Origin of the sequence: Paraburkholderia sp. NPDC080076, from assembly GCF_050281145.1 — a bacterium.
GTDB lineage: Bacteria > Pseudomonadota > Gammaproteobacteria > Burkholderiales > Burkholderiaceae > Paraburkholderia.
This window is the reverse complement of the sequence record NZ_JBNNWQ010000008.1, coordinates 64547-78391: the sequence shown is the minus strand read 5'-3', so window position 1 is coordinate 78391 and position 13845 is coordinate 64547. Positions and strand designations below refer to the sequence as shown.

Annotated in this window: 12 protein-coding genes; 10 read left to right on the top strand and 2 right to left on the bottom strand. The window is 62.4% G+C overall.

Annotated features, from left to right (window positions below):
* Positions 1–15: 15 nt before the first annotated feature.
* Together ACQKRQ_RS28100 and ACQKRQ_RS28095 are read right to left on the bottom strand one after the other, a co-directional pair.
* Positions 16–417 (bottom strand): RidA family protein, encoded by a 402-nt coding sequence (locus tag ACQKRQ_RS28100; RefSeq protein ID WP_408177640.1) that lies wholly within the window; start codon positions 415–417, stop codon positions 16–18.
* A gap of 102 nt (positions 418–519) precedes the next feature.
* Positions 520–1920 carry a GntP family permease gene (locus tag ACQKRQ_RS28095; protein ID WP_132383494.1) on the bottom strand — a complete coding sequence of 467 codons (1401 nt, stop codon included), beginning with the start codon at positions 1918–1920 and terminating at the stop codon, positions 520–522.
* Between the two features lie 312 nt (positions 1921–2232).
* Between ACQKRQ_RS28095 and ACQKRQ_RS28090 the strand changes: the two genes are divergently transcribed.
* The 10 genes from ACQKRQ_RS28090 to ACQKRQ_RS28045 all read left to right on the top strand — a co-directional run bounded on the left by ACQKRQ_RS28090 (position 2233) and on the right by ACQKRQ_RS28045 (position 13797).
* On the top strand, positions 2233–3711 hold the full coding sequence (locus ACQKRQ_RS28090) for a sigma-54 interaction domain-containing protein (protein WP_427480965.1): 1479 nt from the start codon (positions 2233–2235) through the stop codon (positions 3709–3711).
* 87 nt (positions 3712–3798) lie between these two features.
* Positions 3799–4059, top strand: a complete 261-nt coding sequence (locus tag ACQKRQ_RS28085) for a hypothetical protein (RefSeq protein WP_427480964.1) — start codon at positions 3799–3801, stop codon at positions 4057–4059.
* Positions 4060–4576: 517 nt separating this feature from the next.
* The gene (locus ACQKRQ_RS28080) at positions 4577–4780 is read left to right on the top strand and encodes a hypothetical protein (RefSeq protein WP_132383500.1); all 204 of its coding nucleotides are present in this window, start codon (positions 4577–4579) and stop codon (positions 4778–4780) included.
* A gap of 248 nt (positions 4781–5028) precedes the next feature.
* Positions 5029–6228 carry a serine hydrolase domain-containing protein gene (locus tag ACQKRQ_RS28075; protein ID WP_427480963.1) on the top strand — a complete coding sequence of 400 codons (1200 nt, stop codon included), beginning with the start codon at positions 5029–5031 and terminating at the stop codon, positions 6226–6228.
* Between the two features lie 135 nt (positions 6229–6363).
* Entirely contained in the window at positions 6364–6654 is a 291-nt protein-coding gene (locus ACQKRQ_RS28070) for an H-NS family nucleoid-associated regulatory protein (RefSeq protein ID WP_132383504.1), read from the top strand.
* 604 nt (positions 6655–7258) lie between these two features.
* Positions 7259–7783 (top strand): formaldehyde-activating enzyme, encoded by a 525-nt coding sequence (fae, locus tag ACQKRQ_RS28065; RefSeq protein WP_132383506.1) that lies wholly within the window; start codon positions 7259–7261, stop codon positions 7781–7783.
* 82 nt (positions 7784–7865) lie between these two features.
* Positions 7866–8903, top strand: a complete 1038-nt coding sequence (locus ACQKRQ_RS28060) for an aldo/keto reductase (RefSeq protein WP_132383508.1) — start codon at positions 7866–7868, stop codon at positions 8901–8903.
* A complete protein-coding gene (locus ACQKRQ_RS28055) occupies positions 8900–10339 on the top strand; it encodes an NAD-dependent succinate-semialdehyde dehydrogenase (RefSeq protein WP_427480962.1) in 1440 nt (479 codons plus the stop codon). The genes ACQKRQ_RS28060 and ACQKRQ_RS28055 overlap by 4 nt, the downstream gene beginning before the upstream one ends.
* 121 nt (positions 10340–10460) lie before the next feature.
* A complete protein-coding gene (locus tag ACQKRQ_RS28050; protein ID WP_408284857.1) occupies positions 10461–11843 on the top strand; it encodes an MFS transporter in 1383 nt (460 codons plus the stop codon).
* 352 nt (positions 11844–12195) lie between these two features.
* Entirely contained in the window at positions 12196–13797 is a 1602-nt protein-coding gene (locus ACQKRQ_RS28045) for a peptide chain release factor 3 (RefSeq protein ID WP_132383516.1), read from the top strand.
* The last annotated feature ends 48 nt before the right edge of the window (positions 13798–13845 follow it).

Below are 13845 nucleotides of genomic sequence, written 5' to 3'. Positions count from 1 at the left end.
TTCTGCTTTGCGGGCTCAACCCGGTCGTTTGGCAATGAAGTCGATTTCGACCAGCGCGTCGCGCGCCAATCCGGTGACGCCGATACAGGTTCGCGCCGGTAGCGCATCGGCGGGGAAGTAGGCGCGGTAGATCTCGTTCATCGGCGCGTAATCGCGCTTGAACTCGGTCAGGAAGATGCGTGCGGCCACCACGTTTTGCAGGCCGAGGCCCAGGCCTTGGAGCACCAGCACGAGATTGTCCATCACGCGCTTGGTTTGGGCGACGACACCTTCGGGAAGCGGTGCGGCATCGTCGGTTGGGGAGGTCGGCATCTGGCCGGTCAGGAAGACCCAGCCGTCGGCCTCGGCAGCATGCGAGAACGGGCCGACCGGCGTGGGTGCAGAGGGAATCATCCAGAAAGAAGGTGCTGAACTCATGGCAGGGTGTGCTGGGCAAGATCGGATGTCGGGATGACAAGGTAACCGATCAAAAGTCAGGATGCCGGCGCGATGCCGGCATCGTGCCCAGTTCCCGCCCGCTCAGACCAAACCAGTCGCGTAATAAACCGCGATCACAAAGAACACCGCCATCGTCTTGATGACCGTAACCGCGAAGATGTCGCGATACGACTGCCGATGCGTCAAGCCCGTGACCGCCAGCAGCGTGATCACCGCGCCGTTGTGCGGCAGCGTGTCCATACCGCCGCTCGCCATGGCGACGACCCGGTGCAGCACTTCCATCGGAATGTGCGCCGCTTCCGCGCCCTTGATGAACGTGTCGGACATGGCCGCGAGCGCGATGCTCATGCCGCCCGACGCCGATCCCGTGATACCCGCCAGCGAGCTCACCGACACGGCTGCATTGACGAGCGGATTGGGAATGCTCTTCAACGCGTCGCTGACCACCAGAAAGCCCGGCAACGCTGCGATCACACCGCCAAAACCGTACTCCGACGCCGTATTCAACGAAGCCAGCAGCGCGCCCGCCACCGCAGCCTTGGTGCCGATCGCGAAGCGCTCGCGCACGCGGTTGAACGCCGTTACGACGACCATTACGATACCGAGGAGCAGTGCGCCTTCCACGGCCCAGATGGCGACCACGGCCTTGATCGTGGTCGTGACCGGCGCGTGGATGCCCGGCAGGATGTCCGGCGCCACGGTGTACGACGCGCCGTACCAGTTCGGGATCCAGCGGGTCAGCAGGAAGTTCGCGACGCCGACCAGAACCAGCGGCGCGACCGCCAGCAACGGATGCGGCAGTTGCTTCGATTCCACGCGCTCCGGCTCGTTGACGAGTTCCGTGCCGTAACCTTCGCCGGTCGCCATCGCCGAGCGGCGGCGCCATTCCAGATACGTCAGGCCGACCACGATGATGAACAGCGAACCGATCACGCCGAGTGCGGGCGCGGCCCACGAAGTCGTCTTGAAGAAAGTGGTCGGGATGATGTTCTGGATCTGCGGCGTGCCGGGCAGCGAATCCATGGTGAACGAAAACGCGCCGAGCGCAATCGCGCCGGGCATCAGGCGTTTCGGAATATTGCTCTGGCGGTACAGCTCGGCCGCAAACGGATAGACCGCGAACACCACCACGAACAGCGAGACCCCGCCGTAGGTGAGCAGCGCGCACACCGCAACGATCACCGCATTGGCACGCGAGCGGCCGATATAGCGGATCGCGGCGGCCACGATCGATTCCGAGAAGCCCGACAGTTCGATGACCTTACCGAACACGGCGCCCAACAGGAACACCGGGAAGTAGAGCTTCACGAAGCCGACCATCTTCTCCATGAAGATGCCGGTGAAAACCGGCGCGACGGCGGCCGGATCGGTCAGCAGAACGGCGCCGAGCGCGGCGATTGGCGCAAATAGAATGACGCTGTAGCCGCGATAAGCGGCAAACATCAGAAACGCCAGCGCGGCGAGGACGATGACAAAGGACATTGAGTCTCCAAAGCTTGGTTGTTCTACATGGTCGCCGTTCCGAGGGTGCGACGGCACGGCGCCGGGCAAACGCAGGTTCCGTGCCACGCATACGGCAACGGCCAGCCGCTTGATTTCGCGGACCGAAGGTCGAAACGTGATCGGGCCGATTGTACCCAAACGTCTCTAAAACGGGACGCAAATTGGCTGAAGTTAGGCCAAAACAAGGTTAAACCCTTATGTAGCAAGCTTGCTTGCGATCTCTTCAATGAGATAAGCTTGTCTACGAAATGAGACAAGCATAATAAAACAATAGCCGGAGACAGCGACAGCATGATGAACGACTGGGCGGGCCTTCCCGCCACCTACGGCGACGTACTGCGCCGGGCGATGGATTCGCTCTTCCGCACATTCGAAAATTTCAGCGAAGGCACATTCATCGTGGATGCCGACGCGCGCGTGGTCTGGATCAACAAGCGCTATGCGGCGCGCTTCGGTTTTTCGGACCCGGAGCAGGCCATCGGCCGCGATTGCGAAGCGGTGATCCCGAACAGCCTGATGCGCGAGGTCGTCGTCACCGGCAAACCGATTCTGCTCGATATTCTGGAAACGGACCGCGAACCGCTCGTTGTGACGCGTTTGCCGCTGAAGGACGATGCGGGCGTCACGGTGGGCGCCGTGGGCTTCGCGCTCTTCGACGAACTGAAGGCGCTGACGCCGCTCTTTTCCCACTACTCGCGCGTGCAGGAAGAGTTGATCGCGACGCGCCAGTCACTCGCGCAGGCGCGGCGGGCCAAATATACGTTCGGCAGTTTCGTCGGCACGAGCGCGGCCAGCCTCGAAGTGAAGCGCCAGGCGCGCCGCGCGGCGCAGCTCGAGTCACCGGTGCTGCTGCTCGGCGAAACCGGCACCGGCAAGGAGTTGCTTGCACATGCCATCCACGGCGGGTCGGCGCGCGCGAATCAGCCGCTCGTGACGGTCAACGTCGCGGCGATTCCCGACACCTTGCTCGAAGTCGAATTCTTCGGCGCCGCGCCCGGCGCCTACACCGGTGCGGACCGCAAGGGGCGCGTCGGCAAGTTCGAGCTCGCGAACGGCGGCACGCTGTTTCTCGACGAAATCGGCGATATGCCGCTGCCTTTGCAGGGCAAGCTGTTGCGCGTGTTGCAGGACAAGGAGTTCGAACCGTTGGGCTCGAACCGCATCGTGCGCGCCGACGTCCGGATCATCGCGGCGACGTCGGCCGATTTGCCCGCGCTGGTCGCGGCGGGGCGCTTTCGCGCGGACTTGTTCTATCGGCTGAACGTGCTGACGATCCATGCGCCGCCATTGTGCGAGCGAGCCTCCGATATCGAGGCGCTGGCTTACGCCATGCTCGAGGATCTGTCGACCCAGGCGCGTGGCGCCAGTCACTTCGAATTGCAGGATGACGCGCTGCGGCTGCTGTGTTCGTACGGCTGGCCTGGCAACGTGCGCGAATTGCGCAACACGCTGGAGCGCGCGGTGATGCTGTCCGACAGCGAGCGGATCGATGCCCGGGCGCTCGCGCCGTTTATCGGCTCGGCGCACGGCGGCGGGCATCGTCCGACTGCGTCCTTGCCCGAGGCGCTTTCGCCGCTGCCCGCTGCAGGCGCGCAGGCTGGCGCGCCTGAACCGGCCTCGTGGAGCGAGGCGATGGCGGCCTTTGAGAAGCGTTTCCTGAGCGACGCTTTGCGTGCCAACGGCGGTCGCGTGATCGAGACGGCGAACCAGATCGGCATGGGCCGCGCGACGCTCTATAAGAAGATTGCGGCATACGGCATCGACGTGTGACAACGTTCGTCGATGGCGATTGACGCAGCGTAATTGACGCGTGGCACAATCGCGTGATCGAAAAACAAGACGTGATCGGGGTTTCAAATGAAACGCAGTCTCTCCTTCTTCGCGCGCCGGGCCTGCGCCACGCTGGCGGCCGGCGTGATGGTCGCGTTGAGCGGTTGCAGCAGCAGCGCGCCGCTGTTTCTGCCGGACGGTCGCGCGACCACGCTGGTGCAGTGCCCCGCCGGTTCCGACTCCTGCTCGCAGCAGGCCAGCGCGGGTTGCGGCGGCGCATTCGAAGTCGTGCGCCAGTCCACGGAGAATGGCACGCTGAACCTGATTTACGCCTGCCGGGCGAAATAACGGCTCGCCGGCGCGAAGACCGGCGCGACCAACGCCTTAAGCATCTTTCCTTCAGCCCGCGGTTCGGCAACGAATGCGGGCGTCTCGCTCGCCGCACCGATTTCAGCCGCGCGCGGCAAACTGGTTCACGCGTTGCTTCATGGTCGTCACGATAAGCGTATGGCCGTCATAAAGACCTGTATCTAATGCGGGTTCTCTCCGCGTCTATGATGCGCAATGGGTAATTAATGCCGCGCTTCACATTATTTTTCTTGTCGGCGGGCGCAATTAAAAACGCCGCAATTTTCATCGTTTAGCCAAGTCGGTGCGGCACCCAACGGAACGCGAAGTTTAGCCGCAGTACTCTCTTGCCAGTGGCTCAGGATTCAAGTGGCAAGCAGGTTTTGCCGGTTTGATCGCCATTGCGGGAAGTGTTAGGAAGGATTTTCCGTTCAACCGAAAACGGGATTTTTTGCGGCACGCTTTATGCTTCGATTTACGCATTGAAAATAGTTCAACGAGTAATCCGGGGAAAGCAATGAATCATCATCAACTCGAAAAAGATATTGAACATCTTGAACACGTAATCTCGCATATCTCCGCTGAAGACCGCATCCCGCTGTCTTATTGGCGAAACCGTATCGATTCCGTTTCCGGCGCGGCCCTGGTGCCGTCGCAGGCGACCCGCATCAAGCGGCTCAACGCCGCGCTCTCGGCGCTGGAGCGACGGCAGAAAGCCTGAACGCCTGCGCAGTGGACGGCAGTGACGTACCCTTCGATCGGTTAGCGTTTTCTGCAAAAATAAGGGAACGTAACGGCCACGCACCGTACGCGGCGTAGCGCATTGTCTCGACACGGTGCAAGCCGCGTCTTTTGATACGCACGCGCTAACGGCGTCCCGGCGGCGGATATGCGCCGACCGCGGACGGAAGGCGCGCGTCAGGCAAGGGCGCGCAGGTCGCCACCTCCATCCACTGATTCAGGACAAACATGCAACCAGCAGGACTTTCCGCGTCTCGGCTGACGGCGCTGACCAACGCCATGCAAGGCTATGTGGAACGCGGCGAAGTGGCGGGCGTGGTGTCGATGGTCTGGCGGCGCGGCGAGATCGGTTATTTCGAGCCGCTCGGCTGGCGTGACGAAGCGGCGCAGTTGCCGATGGAGCGCGACACGCTATTTCGCATTGCCTCCATGACCAAGCCGGTGACCAGTGCGGCGATCCTGATGCTGATCGAAGAAGATCGGCTCGCCCTCGACACGCCGGTCTCACTCTGGTTGCCCGAACTGTCCGCGCCGCGCGTGTTGCGCGACCCCGCCGGCCCGCTCGACGAAACCGACCCCGCCAGAGCGTCGCTCACCGTGCTGGATCTGCTGACGCACCGCGCCGGCTTCGCCTATCACTTCACTGCAACCGGACCGCTGGCCGAAGCTTACGCCGACGCCTTCAACGGTTTCGAAGCGCGCATGGACGGCAACGCCTGGCTTGCCCGCATTGCGGGTTTGCCGCTGATGTTCCAGCCCGGCTCGCGCTGGCACTACGGCATCGCGACCGATGTCCTCGGCGTGCTGATCGAACGTGTGAGCGGAATGTCGCTCGGCGAGTTTTTCCGGACGCGGATTTTCGAGCCGCTTGGCATGCGCGATACCGCTTTCTGGGTGCCTGACGCGCAACTCGCCCGGCTGGCCACGGCTTATGGCGTCGAACAGGGCACGCGGCGGCGTATCGTCGAGGACCATCCGTCGTCGAGCCGGTGGGCGAATTCGGACCGTTTCCAGAGCGGCGGCGGCGGGCTGGTTTCGACGGCGCAGGACTATCTGCAATTCGCGCAACTGCTGCTTGGCCGCGGGCGGGTCGGCACGACGCGTTTGCTGTCGCACCGCTCGGTCGATCTGATGCGCTCGAATTTTCTGACGCGCGACCAACGCCGCGTGTCGGCCTTCGGTCATGCGCTATGGGCAGGCCAGGGGTTCGGCCTCGGCGTGTCCATCGTCGACGATCCGGCGCAGCAGTTGCCGCTCGGTTATCGCTCGATGGGCTCGTTCGGCTGGCCGGGTGCGTATGGCACCAGCTGGTTCGCCGATCCGGTGGAAGACCTGATCGGTCTGATGCTGATTCAAAGGCGCTCCGTCGAACCGTTTTCAATGACAGTGGACTTCGAACGCCGCGTGTACGATGCAATTGACGATTGAGCGAACCGGCCGCGTCCGGGCCAGCGTCTTTTAAGCGTGTTATCCGCTCGCGGTGTCGGGCTTCTCTATCCGGCAATTTATTCGTCTGATAGTGTCCGCACTTCAGTTCTCGTCAAAATGATCGGAGTACCCGTCATGGCCTCGTACAAGCAGTTGACTGCCCAGCTCGAAAAACTCCACAAGGAAGTCGCGGCGGCGCGCGAGAAGGAAGTTGCCCAGGCGATCGCCGAGATCAAACAGAAGGTGGCCGAGTACGACCTGACTGCTGAAGAACTGGGTTTCACGAGCAAGGGCACCGCAGCCCGCAAAACGCCGTCGGTCGCCAAGTATCGCAACCCGAAAACCGGCGAGACCTGGAGCGGCCGCGGCCGTTCGCCCGCCTGGCTCGTAGGCAAGAATCGCGAGCGCTTTCTGATCGAAGGTTGAAGTGCTTCGGCGCATGACGTGCGCGTGAGTCGTGCACCGGATTGTCTAAAGTGATGTCGCGGGCGGTTTTTCTCGCACCGCTGAGCAGGTCCCGAAAACGCTCACCTTTCGCGTGAACCTGTCGCGTGAGTCGTGGCCTTGGCCACGTGGCCAACTCGAAGCCTGGTTGCTTCGGTGAGCCTGGTTTTATCGAATCACGCACCTTGCGGCAAGCTTGCCGCGGCAGGCCGCCGTGACTGACCCACTTCCTCCGAAACCCGTGCCAGCCTTTGCTGGCGGGCGTTCCCAGGCTCTGCGAAGAATCGCGGCAGCCGACCCTTAAGTTTCTCTTAGTTGCATCTAACGCATTCGACGCTGTGCAGACTTTCGCTGCGCAGGTGCGCGACTAATGGTCGGCACGCTCAGCGTTTGCTGCGATTCGAGGACGCACATGCTGTGGTCCCGAAAACCCTCACCTTTGCGCTTCCCGATACGCGCAGGCCACTGCGCTCGGGACTAACCCGGAGTTGAGTTCCTCTCATACCCCGCATCAAAACTCATCGATACGTGGTCGCGGATGCCGAACGTCACAATCGGTCATCCACTCAACCTCGACGGAAAGACCATGAGCGCATCGACGGACAAACAACTCTTTATCGGCGAAGGATTCGAAGGCCCCGGCGTCAATCTCGCGCACATCAACGTACTGGTCGGCCCGCGCAACGGTCCCGCCGGGCAGGCCTTTGCTACCGCATTGGCGACGCCTTCGGCGGGCCACGCGCCGTTCGTCGTGATTGCGCGCCCGGGCGTGCCGACCAAGCCGCTCACGCTGTATGTGAACAAGGCGCAGATCGGCAGCGACTTCCACGGCAACGCGACGTGGGGTGCCTCGCAAGCCGGCATCGCGAAGGCGGTGGCCGAGTCGCTGGAGAACGGCACGCTGCCGCCCGAAGCGGAAAACGACTGGGTGGTGGTGTCGGCGAACTGGGTCAACCCGTCGACCGACAATCTCGACGCCGTCTTCGAGAACAACTACCGCGCATGCAAGAACGCGATCCTCGCGGCGATGAAGGGCCTGCCGCATCGCGATGAAGTCTTCGCCGCCGCGCGCGACGTATCGAACCCGTTCTACACACCGAAGCAACGTTAATGGCACGCAGCGCGGCCAGTGAGTGCTCATGCGCAACTAACCGTCCGCGCTGCCGGATGCGATCAGGAAGGAGACACGCACTATGGAATACATTCGCCTCGGCCAATCCGGTCTGAAGGTTTCGCGTCTGTGCCTCGGCACGATGAACATGGGCACGCCGCAATGGAAGCCGTGGATTTTCGACGAAGCGCAAAGCGAGCCGATTGTCCGTCATGCGCTGGAAGCAGGCGTCAACTTCATCGACCTCGCCGATTTCTATTCGACCGGCGTGGGCGAAGAAGTGGTCGGCCGAATTCTGAAGCGTCTCGCGCGACGCGAGGAAATGGTCGTGGCCACCAAGGTCGGTTATGACATGGGTGCTTATCAGAACGCCGGCGGCCATTCGCGCAAGCACATCATGGACGGCATCGACGGTTCGCTCAAGCGCCTCGGTATGGATTACGTCGACATCTACATGCTGCATTTTTTCGACGTGAATACGCCGGTCGAAGAAACCATGGGCGCGCTCAACGATATCGTGCGCGCCGGCAAGGCTCGCTATATCGGCGTCTCGACCATGTACACATGGCAGTTCGCCAAGATCATGCAGGTCTGCGAGCGTAACGGCTGGCACAAGCCGATCAATATGCAATTGCAGTTGAACCTGGCGTACCGCGAGGAAGAGCGCGAGATGATTCCGTATTGCCAGGATCAGGGCGTCGGCGTGTCCGTCTTCAGTCCGCTGGCGCGCGGGCTGCTCACGTGCGATCCGAATTCGACGCGCAATCAGACTGACTTCTTCACCGCGCAAATGTACGGCGATGTGGCTTCGCGCGAGATTGCAGCGTCGGTGGCGCGCGTGGCCGCGCGGCGTGGCGTTTCGGCCGCACAAATTGCGCAGGCGTGGGTGCTGAACCACGGCGGCGTCGCAAGCATGCTGGTCGGTGCGGATACGCCGGCGCAGTTCGACAGCGCGCTCGCCGCGCTCGGCACGACGCTTTCGGCGGACGAACTGTTCGAGCTCGAACGCAACTACACGCCGTGCGATCTGATCAACGACTACACCGCAGGCAAACGCATTGCGCGCGAAGCGCGCTTTGCACAAGGCGTGTTCGTCGAAACCCTGGAGAAGGCCGCATGAACGAATTTCTTCGCACGGGGCATTACATTGGCGGCGAGTGGTACGAAGGCGCCGACACATATGCCGTGCTGAACCCCGCGACCGGCGAGGTGGTCGCCCAAGTGGCCAAAGGCGGCGCGGCGGAAACCGCGCAGGCCATCGCGGCTGCCGAGCGTGCGTTTCCCGCATGGCGTTCGCTGACTGCAAAGGAACGTAGCGCCCGCGTCAAACGTTGGGGCGAGTTGATGCTCGAGAATCGCGACGCGCTTGCCGAATTGCTGACGCTCGAGCAAGGCAAGCCACTTGCAGAAGCGCGCGGCGAAGTCGGCTATGCGGCCAGTTTCTTCGAATGGTTCGCGGAAGAAGCGAAGCGCGCGTACGGCGACGTGATCCCGAGTCCCAATCCGAATGCGAAGATCATTGTGACGCGCGAACCGGTCGGCGTGGTCGCGGCAATCACGCCGTGGAATTTTCCGCTCGCCATGATTACGCGCAAGGCCGGCCCCGCGCTCGCGGCCGGCTGCACAATGGTGCTCAAGCCATCGGAAGAAACGCCGTTGTCCGCGTTTGCTTTGGCGGTACTGGCCGGGGAGGCAGGCATTCCGCCCGGCGTATTCAACATCGTCTCTGGCGATGCCGTCGCGATCGGCGGGGTGCTCACGGAATCGGACGTGGTGCGCAAGCTGTCGTTCACCGGCTCGACGCGTGTCGGCAAGCTGCTGGCGAAGCAGTCGGCGGACACGCTGAAGAAGCTGTCGCTCGAACTCGGCGGCAACGCGCCCTTCATCGTATTCGACGACGCGGATCTCGACGCCGCCGTGCAAGGCGCGATGGCGTCGAAATTCCGCAATACCGGGCAGACGTGTGTGTGCGTCAACCGCTTCTACGTGCAGGACGGCATTTACGATGCGTTCACGTCCGCGTTGACGCAAGCGGTGCGCAAGATGCGCGTCGGCAACGCGTTGCAAGGCGAGGTCGAACAAGGTCCGCTGATCAACCAGGCCGCGCTGAAGAAGGTCGAAACGCACGTGGCCGATGCATTGGAGAAGGGCGCGAAGATCTTGACCGGCGGCAAGCCGCACATGCTCGGCGGCACCTTCTACGAGCCGACCGTTCTGGTCGACGCCAACAATTCAATGCTGATCGCCGAGGAAGAAACCTTCGGACCGGTAGCCGCGTGTTTCCGTTTCAAGACCGAAGCGGAAGCCATCGCCGCGGCTAACGACACACCATTCGGCTTGTCCGCATATTTCTACACACGCGACCTGGCTCGCGCGTGGCGCGTCGGCGAAGCGCTGGAAAGCGGCATGGTCGGCATCAACGAAGGGATTCTGTCGACCGAAGTCGCGCCGTTCGGCGGCGTGAAGCAATCGGGTCTCGGCCGCGAAGGCTCGAAGTACGGGCTCGATGAATACACCGAACTGAAGTACATGATGATGGGCGGCCTCGGACGCTGATCTTCACACGGCGCGTCCGCCGTACGTCATGCACACGCATGACTCACCGGCGGACGACGCAATCGGGCGCGCGGCAACACGCCGGCCACGCCCGGCGATCCATACTAACGAAGGAGACAGCGTGAGCAATCAGGATATGCAGGCGGCCACTCTCGGCCTCGCCCCCACTTTGCCGGCGGCAGCGGCATCCGCGCACGGCCCCATTCCTCTCGACGACGTTCCGCTGAACGCCTTTCACGTCAAGATCGCCGGGCTGACGTTCGGCGCGCACTTCACTGAAGGTTTCGCGCTCGGCACGATCGGCTATGCGCTCGCGTCGCTGAATCGCCAGATGCCGCTCGACGCGTTCTGGATGGGCATGATCGGCAGTTCCGCGTTGATGGGCATTTTTATCGGCAGTCTGGTGTTCGGCTGGCTGTCGGACCGCATGGGACGCCAGAAGATTTTCTTGCTGAGCTTTCTGATCATCACAGCGGCCGCATTCGCGCAGTTCTATGTGCGCTCGCCGCTCGAACTGTGTTTGCTGCGTGTGTTGATCGGCTTCGGCATGGGAGGCGATTTTGCGGTGGGCCATGCGATTCTCGCGGAATTCTCGCCACGCAAACATCGCGGGACCTTGCTTGGCTCGTTCAGCGTGGTGTGGACGATCGGCTACGTGGTGGCGAATGTGCTCGGCATGCACTACGCCGATGCCTCGCCGGATGCATGGCGCTGGTTGCTGGCATCGGCGGGTGTGCCGGCGTTGATCGTTCTCGTGTTGCGCATGGGCACGCCGGAGTCGCCGCGCTGGCTGCATGGCAAAGGCCGCACGGCGGAAGCGAAGTCGATCGTGCTGAAGCACTTCGGCGCGAACGTCATTCTGGATGGCGGTCACGATGAGCACGCGCAATCGGCGGGCGGTTTCATGCGTCTGTTCAAGGCGGATCTGATCCGCCGCACGATTTTCAATTGTGCTTTCTTCGTGTGTCTCGTCATTCCTTACTTCGCCGTTTATACGTTTTTGCCGACCATTCTGAAGGCGATTCATTTGAACAACGATTCGAGCGCGGATTTTCTGTTGAACGGGTTTCTCGTGCTCGGCGCGTTGATCGGCATCTGGCTGACGATCAAACTTCCGCGGCGCGTGTTCCTGATCGGCTCGTTTGCGGTGACGTGCGTTTCGCTGATCGCGTTGAGTTTGCTGCCGGAGTCGGCGACGCTCGGCATGATCGTCGCGTTTGGGATTTTCACGCTCACCATGTCGGCGTTCTCGAATCTCGTCGGCGTGTTTCCGCCCGAGTGTTTTCCCACCGAGGTGCGCGCGTGCGGCGTCGGGTTGGCGATTGCGTGCAGTCGTCTCGGCTCGGCGATCGGAACGTTTCTGCTGCCGCTCGGCATCGTGCATCTGGGCTTCCATATCACGATGATGGCGCTCGCGGCGGTGCTGTTGATCGGCATGGTGGTGTCGATTGCGTGGGCGCCGGAAACGAAGCATCTGACGTTGAACGAAGCTAGCGGCGCTTAGCGCGCGCTAACGCTGTAAAGAACCCGCCGCATCGGTAACGATGCGGCGGTTTTTTTTGTTTTTACGATGAGTTATCAATAGCCAGGCCGCGCGCCTAAGCCGTTTTCACTGCGGGATTCCATCTGTCCCCGCGCAGACGTGTATCATTCGTCCCGGCGCTGTTCCAACCCGGCATCCCCGCACTATTTACCGCTAACGCGCGGCGTCTGCCGCCGCGTGGCCCGGATCCGCCGCGCGAGCCGCGTCTACCCGTCCGTTTCCCCGCCCGGCGTGCTTTGCCAGGTGGAGCGGAAACGCAAACCGCCGCCCGCCGTGGCCGGCAGTGCCCGAACCCTATTTGTCGCCAGACCCGATGTCAGTCTCCGAACTAAAACGCCGCCGCACGTTCGCGGTCATTTCCCACCCGGACGCGGGTAAGACCACGCTCACGGAAAAGCTGCTGCTGTTCTCGGGCGCGATCCAGATCGCTGGCACCGTGAAGGGCCGCAAGAGCAACCGCTACGCGACGTCCGACTGGATGGAGATCGAAAAGCAGCGGGGCATTTCGGTGGCGAGCTCGGTGATGCAGTTCGAGTACGGCGACGCCGTCATCAATCTGCTCGACACGCCGGGCCACGAAGACTTCTCTGAAGACACGTATCGCGTGCTGACCGCGGTCGACGCTGCCGTCATGGTGATCGACGGCGCGAACGGCGTCGAAGCGCAAACGCTCAAGCTGCTCGAAGTCTGCCGCAGCCGCAAGACACCGATCGTCACCTTCATCAACAAGCTCGACCGCGAAGTGCGCGAGCCGCTCGAACTGCTCGACGAAATCGAACAGCATCTGGGCGTGGCCGCCGTGCCGTTCACGTGGCCGATCGGCATGGGCAAGGAGTTTCAGGGCGTCTACGACATCCAGCGCGACCAGGTGCGCCTGTTCCGCGCCGGGCAGGACAAAGCGGGCGGCGAAGTCGAAACGCTGCAGGCGCTGAGCGACGAGGAAGGCGAACGCCGCTTCGGCCATAGCTGGGTCAAGGCGAAAGAAGAGATCGATCTGATCACCGGCGCGACGCCCGATTTCGATCGTGAGCAGTTCCTGGCCGGCCAGCAGTCGCCTGTGCTGTTCGGCTCGGCGATCAACAACTTCGGCGTGAAGGAAATTCTCGACGCGCTGGTCGATCTGGCGCCGCCGCCGTCCATGCGTATGACGGTGCAGCGTCCGGTTATGCCGGACGAGCCGAAATTCACCGGCGTCGTGTTCAAGGTGCAGGCGAACATGGACCTGGCGCACCGCGACCGTGTGGCCTTCATCCGCGTGTGCTCGGGACGTTTCGAGCGCGGCATGGCCGTCAAGGTGACACGTTCGAACAAAACCTTCCGCGCCAACAACGTGGTGACGTTCCTGTCGCAGCGTCGTGAGACGGTGAGCGAAGCGTATCCGGGCGACATCATCGGTATTCCGAATCATGGCACGCTGAGTCTCGGCGATACGCTGACCGAAGGCGAGCAGTTGCAATTCGTCGGCCTGCCGTTCTTCGCGCCGGAAATTTTCCAGACCGTGGAAGTGGTCGATCCGATGCGCGCCAAGCAGCTCGGCGAGGCGCTCAAGCAACTCGGCGAAGAAGGCGCGATTCAGGTGTTCCGTCCGGAAGTGGGCGGCCTGATGATTCTCGGTGCGGTCGGGCAACTGCAGTTCGAAGTGGTGTCGCACCGTTTGTCGACGGAATATAAGGTCGACGTGCGCATGGCGCCGGCGCGTTATCGCATGTCGCGCTGGGTGACTTGCGACGATGCAGCCGAGCTGCGTCGCTTCACCGATTCGTACGCGGCACGGATCGCGCTCGACGCGTCCGACGCGCCGACGTATCTGGCTTCGCACGTGTCGGAAATCGAAGTCGCGCAGAAGGCGTGGCCGAAGATCGTCTTCAACGAATTGCGCGAGCACTCGGGCGCGCCGTTCAAGAAGGCGATGTAAATCCGCCGCGCTGGTCCCAAGCGCAAAGCAAGGCAACGCAAATCAGAA